Source organism: Polynucleobacter yangtzensis, from assembly GCF_001595965.1.
Taxonomy (GTDB): domain Bacteria; phylum Pseudomonadota; class Gammaproteobacteria; order Burkholderiales; family Burkholderiaceae; genus Polynucleobacter; species Polynucleobacter yangtzensis.
This window is the reverse complement of the sequence record NZ_LOJI01000022.1, coordinates 124,527-141,697: the sequence shown is the minus strand read 5'-3', so window position 1 is coordinate 141,697 and position 17,171 is coordinate 124,527. Positions and strand designations below refer to the sequence as shown.

Annotated in this window: 15 protein-coding genes; 9 read left to right on the top strand and 6 right to left on the bottom strand. The window is 45.4% G+C overall.

Going from position 1 to position 17,171, the window contains the following annotated elements:
* From JaK3_RS06515 to JaK3_RS06505, 3 genes are all read left to right on the top strand, one after another.
* Nucleotides 1-573, top strand: a 573-nt coding sequence (locus tag JaK3_RS06515; RefSeq protein ID WP_205627508.1) for an IclR family transcriptional regulator, incomplete at its 5' end; no start/stop codon positions are given.
* Between the two features lie 16 nt (nucleotides 574-589).
* On the top strand, nucleotides 590-2,191 hold the full coding sequence (locus JaK3_RS06510; protein ID WP_068322418.1) for a GMC family oxidoreductase: 1,602 nt from the start codon (nucleotides 590-592) through the stop codon (nucleotides 2,189-2,191).
* A 5-nt stretch (nucleotides 2,192-2,196) separates the two neighbouring features.
* Nucleotides 2,197-3,468, top strand: coding sequence for a SulP family inorganic anion transporter (locus tag JaK3_RS06505; protein ID WP_068322415.1), 1,272 nt, complete (start codon nucleotides 2,197-2,199; stop codon nucleotides 3,466-3,468).
* A 4-nt stretch (nucleotides 3,469-3,472) separates the two neighbouring features.
* Here the strand turns inward: JaK3_RS06505 and JaK3_RS06500 are convergent, their stop codons facing one another.
* From JaK3_RS06500 to JaK3_RS06490, 3 genes are read right to left on the bottom strand one after another with little or no spacing between them, the layout of a single operon-like run.
* Nucleotides 3,473-5,008 carry an AMP-binding protein gene (locus JaK3_RS06500; RefSeq protein ID WP_068322412.1) on the bottom strand — a complete coding sequence of 512 codons (1,536 nt, stop codon included), beginning with the start codon at nucleotides 5,006-5,008 and terminating at the stop codon, nucleotides 3,473-3,475.
* Between the two features lie 4 nt (nucleotides 5,009-5,012).
* Nucleotides 5,013-6,422: an acylating sulfoacetaldehyde dehydrogenase gene (sauS, locus tag JaK3_RS06495; protein ID WP_068322408.1), complete on the bottom strand. Its 1,410-nt coding sequence runs from the start codon at nucleotides 6,420-6,422 to the stop codon at nucleotides 5,013-5,015.
* Between the two features lie 47 nt (nucleotides 6,423-6,469).
* Nucleotides 6,470-7,456, bottom strand: coding sequence for a tripartite tricarboxylate transporter substrate binding protein (locus JaK3_RS06490; RefSeq protein ID WP_068322405.1), 987 nt, complete (start codon nucleotides 7,454-7,456; stop codon nucleotides 6,470-6,472).
* A 191-nt stretch (nucleotides 7,457-7,647) separates the two neighbouring features.
* On the opposite strand from JaK3_RS06490, the gene JaK3_RS06485 reads away from it, so the two are divergent.
* Genes JaK3_RS06485 through JaK3_RS06460 form a run of 6 tightly spaced genes read left to right on the top strand, consistent with a single transcriptional unit; the run spans nucleotide 7,648 to nucleotide 14,472 of the window.
* On the top strand, nucleotides 7,648-8,448 hold the full coding sequence (locus JaK3_RS06485; protein WP_240480903.1) for an IclR family transcriptional regulator: 801 nt from the start codon (nucleotides 7,648-7,650) through the stop codon (nucleotides 8,446-8,448).
* A 39-nt stretch (nucleotides 8,449-8,487) separates the two neighbouring features.
* A complete protein-coding gene (locus tag JaK3_RS06480) occupies nucleotides 8,488-9,396 on the top strand; it encodes a bifunctional enoyl-CoA hydratase/phosphate acetyltransferase (protein ID WP_240480902.1) in 909 nt (302 codons plus the stop codon).
* An 11-nt stretch (nucleotides 9,397-9,407) separates the two neighbouring features.
* Complete coding sequence (locus JaK3_RS06475) at nucleotides 9,408-12,296, top strand: molybdopterin oxidoreductase family protein (RefSeq protein ID WP_068322396.1); 2,889 nt, start codon at nucleotides 9,408-9,410, stop codon at nucleotides 12,294-12,296.
* Entirely contained in the window at nucleotides 12,293-12,952 is a 660-nt protein-coding gene (locus JaK3_RS06470; RefSeq protein WP_068322393.1) for a 4Fe-4S dicluster domain-containing protein, read from the top strand. Before JaK3_RS06475 ends, JaK3_RS06470 begins: the two co-directional genes overlap by 4 nt.
* The gene (locus JaK3_RS06465; protein WP_068322390.1) at nucleotides 12,952-13,887 is read left to right on the top strand and encodes a dimethyl sulfoxide reductase anchor subunit family protein; all 936 of its coding nucleotides are present in this window, start codon (nucleotides 12,952-12,954) and stop codon (nucleotides 13,885-13,887) included. The genes JaK3_RS06470 and JaK3_RS06465 overlap by 1 nt, the downstream gene beginning before the upstream one ends.
* Nucleotides 13,888-13,902: 15 nt before the next feature.
* Nucleotides 13,903-14,472, top strand: coding sequence for a nitroreductase family protein (locus JaK3_RS06460; RefSeq protein WP_150114220.1), 570 nt, complete (start codon nucleotides 13,903-13,905; stop codon nucleotides 14,470-14,472).
* A 4-nt stretch (nucleotides 14,473-14,476) separates the two neighbouring features.
* Here the strand turns inward: JaK3_RS06460 and JaK3_RS06455 are convergent, their stop codons facing one another.
* The 3 genes from JaK3_RS06455 to JaK3_RS06445 are packed head-to-tail and all read right to left on the bottom strand — an operon-like array spanning nucleotide 14,477 to nucleotide 17,115.
* The gene (locus tag JaK3_RS06455; protein ID WP_068322384.1) at nucleotides 14,477-14,884 is read right to left on the bottom strand and encodes an aconitase X swivel domain-containing protein; all 408 of its coding nucleotides are present in this window, start codon (nucleotides 14,882-14,884) and stop codon (nucleotides 14,477-14,479) included.
* Nucleotides 14,881-16,113, bottom strand: a complete 1,233-nt coding sequence (locus tag JaK3_RS06450; RefSeq protein ID WP_068322381.1) for an aconitase X — start codon at nucleotides 16,111-16,113, stop codon at nucleotides 14,881-14,883. Before JaK3_RS06450 ends, JaK3_RS06455 begins: the two co-directional genes overlap by 4 nt.
* A gap of 18 nt (nucleotides 16,114-16,131) precedes the next feature.
* Nucleotides 16,132-17,115 carry a Bug family tripartite tricarboxylate transporter substrate binding protein gene (locus tag JaK3_RS06445; RefSeq protein ID WP_068322378.1) on the bottom strand — a complete coding sequence of 328 codons (984 nt, stop codon included), beginning with the start codon at nucleotides 17,113-17,115 and terminating at the stop codon, nucleotides 16,132-16,134.
* Nucleotides 17,116-17,171 lie beyond the last annotated feature (56 nt).

The following is a 17,171-nucleotide window of genomic DNA, read 5'->3' as shown; positions in this document are numbered from 1 at the left end:
TCAAAACTTCGAATCATAGGTGTCAACGTTCTTTCCGTAGACTCGATTCGCTCACAACGGGTAGCAGTAATGAAACGTCTTGTGGATGAGATTGGGGAGACATGCAACTTCAATATCCTAGACGGCAATCGGGTAATGTATTTAGATAGAGTTGAAACCAACGCACCCATTCGCCTGCATATCGATCAAGGGATGCGTGTACCACTTCATTGCACTGCCAGTGGACTTCTATTTCTGTCAAAAATGTCAGAGCAGCAAATAATTAGATTTTTAGGTGCGGAACCTTTTGAACGATATACAGACAAAACTATTACAAATTATGAAAAGCTCTTTCTGGAGCTTAAAAAAATTCGATCCAATGGTTACGCTATCGAAGAATCAGCATTCTTGGATGGCTTCATCGGAATAGCAGTACCAGTGGTCAACACGAAACATAAAACTTTTGCCACCATTACTGCGCACGGACCAAGCAACCGAATGCTAGAAAAATCAATCGAATTTTATGTATCCCCGCTAAAGCTTGCCGCCAAAGATATACAAAACACATTACTAGATTCCAACCAAAATATTTAACTTCCAATAAAGACTTATGCAAAATAAAATTTTTGATTACATCATCGTAGGAGGAGGATCATCCGGATGCGTGCTGGCTAACCGATTGTCTGAAGATCCACATAATCAAATTTGCTTAATCGAAGCGGGCCCCAAAGATCGCTCTCCCTGGATTCATCTGCCAATTGGATACGCAAAGACGATGTGGGATCCAAAACTGAATTGGAAATTTCAGACCGAGCCTGATCCTGGCGTAAATAATCGACAGATTTATTGGCCAAGAGGTAAGACGCTAGGCGGCTCCAGCTCAATTAATGGCCTCATATTTATTCGCGGACAGAAAGAAGATTACGACACTTGGCGCGACCTAGGGAATCCTGGCTGGGGCTGGGATGACGTACTACCTTACTTTAAAAAGGCAGAAGGAAATGATCGCTTAAGCGAGCCACTCCATTCGCAAAAAGGCCCTTTGAAGGCATCGTCTATTCCAAAGAAACATCCATTGGTTGAAGCATTTAAAAAGACTGCTAATGCTTTAGGGGTGCCTGAGACAGATGATTTCAATAACTTAACGCAAGAGGGGGTTGGCTACTACCAACTCACCACTCATAAAGGTTTTCGCTGCAGTACTGCGGTTGCTTATTTAAAGCCCGCCAAGCATCGCAAGAATCTAGAAATCCTGACAGATAGTCAGGCTTGCAGAGTTATTTTTGAGAATAAAAAAGCTGTGGGTATTGAAATATTCCGTAACGGTAAAAAAAGCATAGTGCGCGCTAATAAAGAAGTCATTCTGAGTGCGGGTGCAATTCAGAGTCCGCAAATTTTGCAACTCTCAGGGGTTGGCCCAGCCAAACTGTTACAAGAATTCAATATCCCCGTGGTACAGGATTTACCAGGGGTTGGCGAAAATCTACAAGACCATCTACAGCACCGCCTGATTTATGAATTAAATCAACCCATCTCGACTAATGACCAACTCTCTTCATGGTTTGGACAACTCAAGATGGGTTTAGATTGGTTATTCTTTCGCGGCGGACCACTTTCAATCGGCATTAATCAAGGCGGCCTCTTTACACGCGTGATGAAAGACTCCAAAACACCTGATATCCAGTTTCACTTAGCAACACTTTCTGCAGAGATGGCCGGTGGCAAGGTTCACCCTTTCTCCGGATTCACCATGTCGGTATGCCAACTCAGACCAGAATCAAGAGGTCATGTCCGCATTCAATCAGCAGATCCCCTTGTACCTCCTAAGATGTTTGCCAATTACATGTCGACATCATATGACCGCGATATCAGCATTGCCGCCGTTAAATACGCCAGGAAAATCGCGCAAACTGAACCACTTCGCTCTCTGATTACTCGAGAGGTAAAACCGAATAACCCGCAATCCGATGAAGAAATTTTAGAGTTTTGCCGCAATAATGGCGCAACGATTTTTCATCCAACCGGTACCTGTCAAATGGGTCCAGATACTGATCCGATGGCAGTGCTAGATTCTTCGCTAAGAGTAAGAGGCATACAAAGCCTTAGAGTTGTTGATTGTTCGGCGATGCCAACCTTACCTTCGGGCAATACCAACTGGCCTGCGGTAATGCTTGCAGAGAGAGCTGCTGATTTGATCTTGGGTCGCATTTAATCTCAATGCGCTGGCAATTACCTTTTAGTAAGTGGCTTCCTGAATATCGAACGCCTGGAACGATACGCGCAGATATTTTTGCCGGTCTAACTGGCGCCATTGTTGTTATGCCTCAGGGTATTGCTTTTGCATTATTAGCAGGCATGCCGCCTCACTATGGCCTATATGCAGCCATGATCCCCTGTCTGATTGCAGCGCTATTTGGCTCAAGCCGCTTAATGGTTACAGGTCCAGCCAACGCCATTTCTCTCACAACGATGGCACTGATTTCCCCGCTCGCGCTTCCAGAGTCGGATCAATATGTTGGTTATGTTTTAACACTGAGCTTTTTAGTGGGTGCATTACAACTCGTCTTAGGATTAGCTAAAGCTGGTAAATGGGTAGAAAAGATTCCACACTCCGTCATTGTCGGCTTCACTGTTGGCGCAGCAATTCTGATTATCAATAGCCAGCTGGGCACTCTTCTTGGTATTAATATCCCAAGGGGAAAAGGTGTTCCAGAAACAATCAGTGCCGTAACTTCCGCACTGATGAATAATCAATGGCAAATGGCAGCCCCAGCAGTAGTACTCTTCACCTTAATTGCCATTCGACTCTGGAAGCCACTGAATCGCTTTCTACCTGCCATGCTGGTAGCCGTTGTACTTGGAAGCATTGCAGCGGCTTTAATTGAATCACTACTACCTGGCGTGGTTACCTTCAAAAAAGTTCAAGAAATACCAGGTGCATTCCCGCCAATCTCTAACCCAGACTTAAGCGGTGAAACTTTGCAAAAGTTGTTTAGCGCAGCTCTCATCATGACACTGCTGGCATCGACCGAAGCAATGGCTATTGCTCGTGCGATTGCATTAAAAACGAAAGATCAGTTCAATGCAAATCAAGAATTCATTGGGCAAGGATTGGCCAATGTGTGCGGATCATTTTTCTCCGCCTATCCTGCTAGCGGCTCATTCAATCGCACTGGCGTAAACCTTGCCTCCGGAGCAAAAACACCTCTCTCAGCGATTTGCGCTGCAGTTTTTCTTTTTATCCTGCTTGCCTTTGTCTCGCCACTAGCAAAACATATCCCCTACGTAGTTATTGCATCGCTATTACTGGTGGTGGCCTGGAACTTAATTGATATAAAGCAGATCCGTCATGAATTTCACATGGGGATAAAAGAATGGATTCCCATGTTAATTACCGGCATTGGCACCATTACTATTCCGCTAGAGTGGGCAATACTTGCCGGAATCATCAGTTCAATAATGATCAGACGCTTGACTACAAAGACTTAAATAATTAGTGGGCTTTTTGCAGATCTAACAGCTTTAAGCGCTGCACTTTGCCAGATGGCCCACGCGGCAGATCTTCCATGAAAAGAATGATTTTGGGCGTTCTAAATTTACCCAACTCTTTTTTGCAAAATGTGCGCATTTCGTCTTCAGTACATTTTGTATCTGGCTTGAGAACAATACAGACCATAATTTCTTGCCCGTAGTTGCTATCAGGAATGCCGACTGCGGCGGCATCCAATACTGCGGGATGCTTTAAGACTGCCTCATCGATTTCACGAGGGGCAATATTTTCACCACCCTTGATGATCAACTCTTTCAAGCGCCCAGTGATGAAATAAAAACCATCATCATCACGCATACCCAGATCGCCGGTCTTCAGCCAACCCTCGCTATCAAAGGCTTTAGCCGTCTCTGCCTCTGCTTTATAATAAGCATTGAGCACATTTCCACCACGTAGACAAATTTCACCCACGGCATTATTACCAAGCAGGTTGCCATCGGGATCAATAACCTTAGCCTCAACGCCACAAGGCTGGCCAGGACTTCCGTAGCGTCTGCTTTCGTCATGGGGATTACAAAAGACCATTGAGGCCGACTCTGTCATGCCCATTCCCTCGATGACAGTGATTCCAAAGAGGGCTTCAAATTCACGATGATGCTCGGGCGGCAGAGGAGCAGAAGCAGATCGACCAAATCGAATCGACTTCAAGTCCTCGCGACTGGGTAATGCACCACCACTCTTAGCGGCATTAATCAAATACGCAATGATGGTTGGCACCATATTGATCCAAGTGCAGCGATACTGAATCGCTAAACTCCACCAATTTGAAACAGAAAAAGCATGCGGAGCTACTACAGATCCACCTGATACAAATGGTGTGATTGTTGATATGACCTGTCCGTTAATGTGGTAAATCGGCAGTGAGCTCAACACAACATCTGACTGAGTTAATGAGTGCCACGCAGCCATAGAGCGCGCAGCATGCAATAAATTAGCGTGAGTAAGCAAGACTCCCTTAGGCGTTCCGGTTGTACCGGAGGTATACATCAAGAGAGCTGGTTGTGTAGACTCAACCGATGGCAATATTCCAGGTGCGCATTGCATAAAGGAGCCTTCTGCCGCATCTGGATCAAGCTCAATGACCTTGAATTTTCTTTTAGTCTTCTCAAGAGCTAAAAATAATCCTTGCTTCTTATCGGGTGAATAAAACAGCACCTCAATATCGCTGTGATCTAACACCCAAGCTAATTGATCGGTGGGTGCCAATAGATTTAAAGGGGTAATCACTCTCCCACAGGCCATGGTTGCCAAAAAAACTGTACTGGTTTGGCGCCCATTTTGCATAAAGAGGCCTACATGGCCCTTTTCACTTATATTCTCCTGCTCCAACCAAGTTGCAAAGTGACGCGCTTCCTTGGCGAGCTGCCCATAAGTCAGGGCGGCGCTAATTTCAGGAGCAAACAGAAATGATTTTTCAGGCTGAACCTTCTCCCAATACGAAAGCACCTCACCCAAACTCTTGCATGAAGCAGTCATCATCGAATTACGCCTGAGGATAGCGACTGAAATACTCTTTCAGTAAATCTTCAACCTTGGGAACATGCTCAGGGATAGGTCTCACTACCCTCGTAATATTGAGGTAGTGGCGATAGTTCATGTTCTCTGAGAAATTATTCTTACCCCATGTTCCGCAACCCATAGATAAAGAAAACGGTAAACCATTCTCAAAACTACCACCAGTAGCAATCGCATGCGCCTGATTAACAATGATTCTGGCAACAGGTAATTGTTGTGCAAGAGCGGCAGCCCGAGACTCTAAAGTCTCACCACTTTGTGCAGTATGCAAGCCAACAGAATGCCCCGCTCCTTGATAAGCATATACATTGGAGATTAACTCTTTGGCAGCTTCAAAATCTGTGGCCTTCCACACAGTCAAGACGGGGCTTAATTTTTCACCGGAAAAAGGAACTGAAGGTCCAAAGCCCTGCTCTTCAACCATAAAGAATTTGGCTGACTTTGCTTTTGGATTTTGCAGTTGTGCACGCACAGCAATCACCGCTGGATTCTGAGCAGTCAATGTTGAAGTAAGTTTGCCATTTTGAAACATGACAGCTTCCAGCCGCCTCTTATCAGCGGTATCTAACATCAATCCACCCGCAGCTTCAAGCGCACCAATTGCCTTGTCATAAACCTGAGAGCAAATCACTACACCATTTTCACTAGAGCAACTGGTAGCGTTATCAAATGTTTTGGATTGCAATATTTTATTAGCCGCACCAGCAAGATCAGCATGCTCGTCAATAATGACCAAGACATTACCAGCCCCGACACCAAATGCAGGAGTGCCACAGGTATATGCCGCGCGAATATTTGCTTGTGATCCAGTTGCTACAACTAAGTCTGCCAAGCGCATTAATTCATTGGTGGAATCTTTAGTAATAGGGAACGGCAACATCTGCACTAAATCTCTAGGCGCTTTAACTAGATCTAATTGGTCATGAACAAATTCGAGCAAGCGAGCGCAGGTTGAATACCCTTTTGGTGATGGCGCCACTACAACTGCGTTGCGACACTTCAAAGCATTTAAGATTTTATTAATGGGGGTAGCGCCAGGATTGGTAGACGGTGTAATAGCCGCAACTACACCCACGGGTCGAGCATATTCTGTCAGCCCCATCTTCAAGTCTTCAGAAATTACACCGACTGTTTTTGCACCACTTAAGTCGCGCACCAATCCCAAAGTTTTTCTGAAGTTCTTTTTGAACTTATCAGCGACATCTCCTAAGCCAGTATCTTGAACAGCGAGTTCCGCCAACTCTTGATTCCGTTTTGGCTCAAGAATCGACCAAGCCACCGACTGAACTACCAAATTCACTTCAGCTTGAGTGTAGCCCTCATAGATCTTCTGGGCTACACGTCCACGTTCAACGATTACTTCTACTGGCGTCATCATCAATATTCTTATCTTTTTTATTTACCGTATATCTTAAGGAAATTCGATTATTCAACCTTAATACCGGCATCTTTGGCTACTTTTTTCCATTTTGCCAATTCGTTTTTAACAATTGCTCCCAGCTGCGCAGGAGTACTTCCAACCGCTTCTGCGCCTTGACCCAATAATTTTTCTTTTACGGCTGGCTCGGCAAGCACCTTAACCGTCGCCTTGTACAAGGTATCGATAATTTGTTGAGGTGTTTTTGCTGGAACAAACATGGCATACCAAGAATCTACTTCGTAATCCTTGAAACCCAATTCAGCCATAGTTGGTACATCTGGAAACACCGGCGAGCGCTTTACGGTAGAAACTGCTAAAGCACGAAGCTTTCCAGCCTTGACGTAGTTGGCTGCAGCAGGAATCGAAACCCACAGTAGCGGTACTTGACCAGCCATTACATCAGTCACTGCAGGTCCGCCCCCGCGATAAGGAATATGAGTCATTGAAACACCAGCAGATCCAGCCATCATGGCACCAGCCAAATGACCAGGTGATCCATTTCCTACGGAAGCATATGCAATAGAGTCTGGCTTTGCTTTTGCCATTTCAATTACTTCCTTTACTGACTTGGCGGGGAAGTCTGGATTAGCCACCAAAATCTGCGGTAATGACGCCACCAATGAAACCGGCAAGAAATCCCTTTCGGTATCAAATGCAAGCTTTGGATAAATTGCAGGATTGATTGTGTGTGATGAAAGCGTAAATAAAACGGTATAACCATCTGATGGTGACTTAGCGGCAATATCCGTTCCGATGGATCCTCCCGCACCTCCGCGGTTATCGATAATAACTTGCTGACCAAGCGCCTGACTTAATGGCTCTTGCACAATTCGCGCGATCACATCCGTGCCTCCGCCGGGTGGATAAGGAACTATGAATTTAATTGGCTTGGTTGGCCAAGCCTGTGCTTGAGCAAGTTGCGTTAGACCTAGCGAGCCCATAAAAGCGAGGATTGTTGACAAAACAGCGACTAATAAATTGCTTCTACGCATGATCAATCTCCTATTTAGAACTACTTTTAAGCCTATCTTAGCCTTTATTTTCTCTTTTAGTAAGCATAAATGATCTTATTAAACGGAACAAGTTGTTTCGTATAAGTAAAAATACTAACATTTTCCCTAGAATTTACAACCTTGTTCTATTAGAATGAACAAAATGACACATTTCATGAGATTTAATGCCCATGCTTGAATTAGACACCATAGAACAGCCAGATATCGCCAAAAGAGAGAGCTCTAGCGAAAACTCATCCATGCTCAAAGGGATAGTGATCTTAGAGGCTTTGGCCGCATTGCAGCAGCCCGCCACCCTTGCTCAACTCATGCAAATTACCGGAATGCCAAAAGCATCCCTACATAGAACGTTAGCCATTTTCGAAGAGGCAGGCTTGGTAGCAAGGGAGCCTGGAGGACGAACTTACACTCCAGGCGAGCGCCTGTCTCATCTAGCGATGTCAACTTTGACACACGATAGCGTCTCAGCCATTCGTCACACTATCCTGCGCGGCTTGGTGGCTGATCTTGGTGAAACCTGCAATCTTGCCGTGCTAAAACGCGGTGAACTGTTTTATTTGGATCGTGTTGAAGCCGACTGGGCTCTTCGCCTTCACCTGCCTACAGGTACAGTACTGCCCCCGCATTGCAGCGCTAGTGGAAAGCTACTTCTCGCATATAAACCCTTAGATGAACGCGCTAAGATTTTAGAAAGTTTGCCACTACAGCGATTTACCCATAGAACCATTACTGATCGCCACCTATTGGAATCAGAGATGGAAAGAATTGTAAGTACGGGCTATGCAGTAGATAACGAAGAGTATGTGCTGGGGGTTTCTTGCGTAGCAGTTCCCGTCAAAGATTCGTTAGGCGAGGTAGTAGCAGCGATTGCCGTTCATGCAGCAACAGCAAGACTCCCCCTAAATCAAGCGATGGAACATATTCCTAAGTTAAAAGAAGCGTCTGAGCGTATCTCTCAAACCCTTTCCTAATTAGCACAGCATTAAAATCGCCTCAGGAAAAATCTAAACGTGAAATATCCACTCTTAGAAAAAATGATTGAGGAAGCTAAGAGCGATCTGCCTCTAGGAGTGGTCTACCCTCTAAGCGCTCCAGCACTTGAGACCGTTTTCGATCTCATTAAAAGGCGGCTATGCACTCCGATTTTGATAGGTCCAAAAAAAGAAATTGAAGAGCTTGCAGCAATCGAAGAGCTTTCTCTGGATGGCATACAGATTGTCGACACACCTAAAGATCCCATCTTAGCAACCAAAAAAGCAGTTGAAATGGTAAAAGAAGGCAAGCTAGCAGTTCTAATGAAGGGATCTTTGCACACCGAAGACCTCATGGGGCCGATTGTGCATCGCGATGGATTGCGCACCAATAAGCGTATAAGCCATCTCTTCTTATTCGAGCTTGCTCGTTACCACAAACTACTAGGTGTCACCGATGCCGTTGTGAATATCGCACCAAATGCTCAGCTCAAAAGAGAAATTCTAGCTAATAGCTTAGATGCCTTAAAGAGATTAAGCATCAGCAATGTCAAAGTAGCGATTATTGCCGCCACTGAAGTAATCAACCCTGCGATGTCTTCGACCACCGATGCTAAAGAGATTGTTGATGAGCATATTGCTCATCCAATTTTTCCGGATACGATTATTGAAGGCCCTTTTGGGTTTGATAATGCGATATCAGCACAGTCAGCGAGAACAAAAGGGATTTACTCAAAGGTGGCAGGAGACCCAGATCTACTATTAATGCCCGACTTGCAGGTTGGCAACATCCTATATAAATCCTTTGTCTATATGGCTGGCGCAGAATGTGCTGGCACTATTCTCGGAGCACAAGTTCCAATCACCCTGACCTCCAGATCTGATTCTGTTTTTTCTAGAGTGGCATCCACAGCGATGGCCATTCTGCTTGCTAAAAACCCTCAATAATTGAGAAGACTATGTTCAAAATATTTTCCAACGATCCCGTGCATGACCCAATTAACAAGCAAGCACCTGCGACAGAGATCAAAAAAACTACCTGCTATATGTGCGCTTGTCGTTGCGGCATTCGAGCACATCTACGTGATGGCAAATTAGCCTATATCGATGGCAATCCTGAACATCCTTTAAACCAAGGCGTCATCTGTGCCAAAGGCTCTTCAGGAATCATGAAGCAAAACTCTCCTGCGCGCATCACGCAGCCGCTGTTGCGTAAAGCAGGAAGCGAAAGAGGGAATGGTGAATTTGAGCCTATTAGCTGGGCAAAAGCTTTTGATATTCTGACTGAGCGTCTTGCGAAAATTCGCGCTACTGACCCAAAGAAATTTGCACTCTTTACAGGTCGCGACCAAATGCAAGCCTTGACTGGTTTATTTGCAAGGCAGTTTGGCACGCCTAACTATGCAGCGCACGGCGGCTTCTGCTCAGTAAATATGGCTGCAGGCATGATCTACACTATTGGCGGAAGCTTCTGGGAATTTGGTGGTCCAGATTTGGATCAAGCGAAATTGTTTGTCATGATTGGCACGGCGGAAGATCACCACAGCAATCCGATGAAGATTGCTTTGTCGAAATTTAAACGGACTGGCGGCCGCTTCATCTCCATAAACCCAGTAAGAACCGGCTACTCTGCTATTGCTGATGAATGGATTCCGATTAAGCCTGGAACTGATGGCGCACTGTTCATGGCCTTAATGCATGAACTGATTCGCCTTGAGAAGTATGATGCCCCATTCTTAAAGCGCTTTAGCAACTCAGCACAATTAGTTTGCATGGATTCAGGTCCAGAGGAAGGCTTATTTCTATATGACCCTGACTCTGACCCACTCAATACTGATTTACCACACAACAAATATATCTGGGATGAAAAATCTCAAAGCGCTAAACCGTGTTTTGCGCAAGGAACATCACCTGCCTTACTCGGTGAATATGTAATGGGTCCAGGGCCACACCAGGGTAAGAAAGTGGCGCCTTCATTCGAGCTCCTCAAACGGCAAGTTAGTGAAACTACTCCAGAATGGGCCGCGGCTATCACCAGCATTCCAGCAGAACGCATTCGTAAGCTTGCTCTTGAAATGGCAGATACTGCATTCGGTCAAGGATTTGAATTGCCGATTCAATGGACTGACTCTTGGGGTGAAAAACATGACTCCGTAGCTGGTAGGCCTGTTGCTTTCCATGCCATGCGCGGCTTATCTGCACACTCCAACGGATTTCAAACAACGCGTGGCCTGGCTGTTCTCATGTCCTTATTGGGTACCATTGATCGTCCAGGCGGTTTTAGGCATAAAGCACCTTATCCAAGACAGGTGCCGCCTAATGCAAAGCCCCCTTCTTCTGAAAATGACATTAAGCCCAATACTCCGCTAGCCAAACCTCCACTCGGATGGCCAACACAGCCAGAAGATTTGGCGCTAGATTCTGATGGCAAACCCCTTCGTATTGATAAAGCATATTCATGGGAGCATCCGCTTGCTGCGCACGGGTTAATGCATAACGTTATTACTAATGCTGTTAAAGGTGATCCCTATTCCATTGATACGCTCATGATCTTCATGGCTAATATGTCATGGAACTCGACTATGAACACTATGGAAGTTCGTGAACACCTCAATGCAAAAAATGAAGATGGTGAATTCAAGATTCCATTCTTAGTGGTTTGTGATGCATTCCAATCAGAGATGGTGGATTTTGCAGATCTAGTCCTTCCCGATACCACCTACCTCGAACGCCACGATGTCATGAGTATGCTTGATAGACCAATCTCAGAATTTGATGGCCCAGTTGATTCTGTGCGCATCCCTGTTCTGGAGCCTTTAGGCGAATGCAAACCATTCCAGGAAGTTTTGATTGAATTGGCTTCCCGCTTAACGTTCCCTGCCTTTACTACCCCAGAAGGTGAACGTAAGTTCAAAGATTACCCTGACTTTATTACCCGCTTCCAAACCACTCCCGATTCAGGCATTGGATTCTTAAGCGGATGGCGCGGTAAAGATGGTGATAAGCCCTTGCGCGGCGAACCCAATCCAAATCAGTGGCAAAAATATGCAGAGAACAATTGCGTACATCAATATCACATGCCCCCAGAGCATCAATACATGCGCAACTGGAACAAGGGCTATTTAGACTTCTCAAAAGAAAATGCTCTGCGCCAGAAAAATGATCCAATCATGATTGCGATCTACTCAGATATCTTGCAACGCTTTAGATTGGCATCTACCGGAAAGCGTCCGGGCGCCCAACCTCCAGAGCATCTCAAAGCACGCATCTATAAATACTTTGATCCACTGCCATTCTGGTACCCACCACTGGAAGATGAAGCGACCGATCTCACTAAATTTACATTGAATGCGATTACCCAGCGTCCAATGGCGATGTACCACTCTTGGGATTCACAAAATGCTTGGTTAAGGCAAATTCATAGTCACAACTATTTATACGTCAACACAGCCACTGCACTCAAGAGCGGCATCGCTGATGGCGCCTGGATGTGGATTGAATCCCAGTGGGGCAAAGTCAGATGTATGGCAAGACATTCTGAGGCAGTCGACCCGGGCACAGTCTGGACTTGGAATGCTATTGGCAAAGCAGAGTCCGCCTGGAGTCTAACAAGCGACGCAGATGAATCCAAAAAAGGATTCTTGTTAAATCACCTCATCTCGGAGGAACTTCCACTAGGCGGATTTACCGTTAGCAATTCTGATCCAATTACTGGACAAGCTGGCTGGTACGACGTCAGAGTTCGATTAGCTCCAGCAGATGAGAATGAACCAAAAGAAACTTGGCCACAAGTAAAAGCATTTGAAGTGCCTGGAATGGCCCTCAAAAAATCGGGGGAGACAAAATGAGCAAAAAAAATAAGCAACTAGCTCTCGTTATTGACTTAAATGTATGTGTAGGTTGCCATGCGTGTGTTACGTCATGCAAGGAGTGGAACACCTCTGGCTCGGCAGGCCCACTGACCGATCTCAATGCTTATGAGGCTAACCCAAGCGGTACATTCTTTAATAGAGTGCAAACCTTTGAAGCGGGCACATTCCCAAATACGCAAACGGTTCATTTTCCAAAATCTTGCTTACATTGCGAAGAGCCTCCCTGCGTTCCAGTTTGCCCTACAGGTGCAAGCTATAAACGCAAAGAGGATGGGATCGTACTTGTAGATTACGACAAATGCATTGGGTGCAGTTACTGCTCTTGGGCCTGCCCTTATGGTGCTCGCGAGCTCGACCAAGAACGTCAGGTGATGACCAAGTGCACCCTCTGTGTTGATCGCATCTATAGCGAGACTTTGCCAAATGCCGAGAAGAAACCAGCATGTGTTCTCGCCTGCCCAACTAGCGCACGTATCTTTGGCGATGTCCATGATCCAGAATCGGCGGCAAGCAAGGCAATAGAGGAACGTTCAGGCTATGCACTCATGCCTGAATGGGAAACCCAGCCTGCCAATCACTATTTACCACGCTCCATTATGGAAACAATTGATGCAGCAAGGAATGACAAATAATGCGTCCACAATTTTCAATTATTTTCTTTACCACCTTGGCTGGAATGGCTCAAGGTCTGCTATTTTTTATCGCACTAGCAAACCTGTATAGCCAAGCTATTCCGAGCACATTCCTTGCAAACCTTGCGCTACCTGTTGCCTTTATTCTGCTAGCTTTGGGCTTAGTCGCTTCATTCTTTCACCTAGGCCACCCCGAGCGAGCCTGGCGCGCAGCCATGATGTGGAGAACCTCCTGGCTATCAAGAGAAGTTATTGCTCTACCAGCGGTTATGGCTGTCACGGCAATCATTTATCTTTATGCGCGCTTTAGCGAAGTGCCACAGTGGTTATGGCTTGCCCTGCTTTTCACTACGATAGCTCTTTGGGTATGCACCGCAAAGATCTATCAGTGCATTCGCTTCATTCAGGAGTGGTCGCATCCCTCCACTCTCACTAACTTTATTCTACTGGGAATGACTTCAGGCTGGATTTTGTTAGAACTATTGATTGCGGTTTGGGGTGATGCCTCGGTACAGATGATTGATGCCCCGCTCTCCGTCATTGCTTTCTTCCTGTTATTTCTATCATTCAACCTGAAGCTCTGGATTTGGACTCGCAATCGCAAGTTAAAACCAAAGTCGAATCTAGCTTCAGCAACTGGAATCAAGGGTAGCAATATTCGCCAAACCTCGATGGGCCTGATGGGTGGAAGTTTTAATACTCGTGAATTCTTTCACCATCAAACAGATAAAGTAATAGCTAATTTACGCAAGATCATTTTGCTTTGTGCATACGTGATCCCCATGATATTGATGGCCTATGCAATTGCTTCACCTAATTTCTTGGTGATCACATTGGCATTACTAATCAACTATGTTGGTTTGCTTGCTGAAAGATGGATGTTTTTTGCGGAAGCCAACCATCCACAAAATTTGTATTACCAACGAGTTTCTTAACCACCACTGATGCCGATGGATCAATTCGCCGAACAGCTTATCCACGGCAGAACTCATATATCACCCAAAAGGTTGGGCAACCCAGGCCCCAGTCAAACTCAAAAAGAAACCATTCTCTTGGCAGCTAATGCCGCCCCCGACCACGGCAGAATGATGCCATGGCGTTTCATTGAGATTCGAGAAGGTAGTCGTCCCGCACTCGGAGAAGTCTTTCGTCAATGCCTATTAGATCGAGATCAAGAGGCTACTTCAATGCAGCAGCAGGAAGCTCTTGATAAGGCTTCTCGCGGACCGCTGCTATTACTTGCGGTAGTAAACTACAAAGACAGCAATGAAGATATTAGCAAGCAAGAAAAATTAATATCTCTTGGCTGCGCCATTCAAAATATTCTCTTAAGTGCTTATGCCTTTGGTTTTGGCTCAGGATTATCGAGTGGTAGAGCACTACAAAGCGATCGCATTAGGAAGTTATTTCAACTCACCGATGACGAAGGGCCTATCTGCTTTATTACGATCGGCACAGTATTAAAAAATAAGCCCGGCCGTATTCGACCAAGCTTATCTGAATACCACTCCATTTTTTAAAAAACTAGAGCACTTCAACCGTTTGGTTCTTGGTATCAATCCGCAGTCTAGCTCCGCTGGTGATAGCCTGAGTAATATCGCAATCAAAACCACTCAACATAGGAATTCCAGCGTGCGCTGCACCTTGCGCCAAAATTGGATTGACAGCGTTAAAAATAATGGCTGATGGACAAAGATTTCTAGACTTCATCTCATATAACATCCAAGCGCTCGCAACACCACCTTTAGCGGCATCCAATACTAAAATTTTATCTTTATAAGATTGGCCAAACAGCTTATGCGCTGGTCGAGAAAATACGCCTTTAAGACGATCCAAATCATAGCGAGCAGAGAAACCATCAGAGGCACTGAGGCATTCACCCTCGATACTCTCGCCCTGAGCATGTTTAGCCTTATATATTTTTGTACTCACTTAAGTCTCCCCGTTACAGCGGCTTGCACACAATCTTCCATCGATGCCAACATCGGTGTATAGCCATAGCCACCTAAAATATTCACAATCTTTGCGCTATTCGTTGCCAATACCTTCCATCCATTTGTCTCGGCAATTTCCCTCGCATACGATTGATAAAAGCACATGCCAGAAAACACCGTTCCACCAGCACTCTCAATCATTTCTGTATAACCCATACGATCAGAGTCAGGCTTCACTTGTGGGCTTGTCATAGCAAGCAAGGGCTTGATAAATTTCTTACCATTACATAGCTCTGCAATGCTCTTCATTTCCATTAGACTTAATTGTGGAGCTGAAAATACTACGACATCAATCTCCTCTGCGATTCGGTATGAGTTCTGTAAACCCATTACCTCTTCTTTGGTAATAAGAACCTCAGGGAGATGTAAATACTCCAGATCTCTCGCATGCAGAGCTTCCGGCGTAGTACCCAATACGTGAAATAAAGCAGTAGAACCAAAGCTGGCCATTGCTGCTCCAAAATGCTTCATAGCATCAGAACCCGGATGACCCTCAATTCCCTCAAGCACTGGTACCGACCAATAATTACCAGATTTCTTTCCAATCAATCCGCCCAATGCGCCCCACTCATTTAATGTTTGAGGTGTCCATGAAGTTTTAAAGCGATGCGTTGGCTTACGATGAAGGTCTAAGTGATAGCCATAACGCGGTGTTCTGCCGGTAAGGCCCGCTGCCAAGGCTGAAGGGCCACCCTCAAAATTAGATCTTGCCCCACAAACACTGTTTGAATAAATCACCACACCCGTATCACCAAATGCCAAATGCTCGCCAAACACAGGAGCCATAATCGTTTGATAGTTGATACAGGTATCCGTCATTGATACGCCCATTTTGACAAATGCATCAATCGCCCGTTTCTCTAATTCGAGCATCTTTTCGGTTTGACCCAATTGTTTTGCCTTTGTGAAATCCGTTCCTCTTGGGTCGGTAATGGTTGGAATACGAACCATTCGATCTGTCACGGAATTTTTCGCCAGTTCCTCCAACCATTCAACACCAGCTTCGCCCAGACTCTCGGTATCTGCCATGATGTGAGCCTGAGATACAGGAACTAAGTCTTCAGCTCCAAAAAATTCACCGACCTTAATTTGATGTTGAATTGTAATTTGTCTAACTGGACCAAGCTCTCCGGCAAGCATTGCTTTTTCTTCTGCGTTAAGTTTCATTTTTTCTCTTATTAACCATTAATCAACAGTAGCGCCAGAGTCACGAACTACCCTAGCCCACTTAGCAATTTCACTTGTTTGAAAGTTGGCCAAACTTTCTTTGAAGTCAGTATTGGGCTGCACACCCAAATTACCTAACCGCTCTTTAAAGGCTGTAGATTGCGCAACTTTCTCCGTGTCTTGTCTCAACTTTTTAGCAATTGGGTCAGGCAATCTGGCGGGCGCAAATAATGCCCACCAAGCAGTAGATTCGAATTGCGGGTAACCAAGCTCAGCCACCGTTGGTACATTAGGTAATAAAGGCGAACGCGTCTTACTGGTGACCGCTAAAGCCCGCAACTTACCCGAAGTAATATGAGGCAGCACTGACTGAATCGGATCAAACATCAAGGGAATTTGACCCCCAATCAAATCCGTTACAGCTGGGGCACTGCCCTTATAAGGAATATGCTTGAATTTAATTTGAGCAGTTGATTCAAATAAGGCTCCGGTTAAATGTCCTGGCGTTCCATTTCCTGCGGTACCATAAGCAAGAGCGTCTGGTTTTAAACGAGCCTCCGAAACCAACTCAGCAAGCGTTTTAATTTTATCGTTTGAATTCACAACAATAACCACCGGCGCGGTAGCCACCAAAGCAATTGGCGTGAAATCTCGAGTCATGTCATATGGCAACTGTTTGTACAGACTACCATTGATGGCATTTGTACCTACCGTTCCCATGAACAAGGTATAACCATCAGGCGCTGACTTGGCTGCGAGATCCGCCCCAATTGAACCCCCGGCGCCACCTTTGTTTTCAATAATAACTTGCTCTTTGAGGCGCTCACCCAATAGTGCTGCCAATGGTCTAGCAACAATGTCAGTCGGCCCCCCAGGAGGAAATGGAACAATTAAGCGAATAGACTTGCTTGGGTAGGTGTCTGCAAATCCAATTCCGCAGATAAACGACAGCCCCAAGAGCATAAATACGCATTTGCAAACATGCATTATTGATCGTGGCATATTAAGAACCTCTATCCAGAAAAGGTATGTACAAGCAAACATTAAATCAATTAATA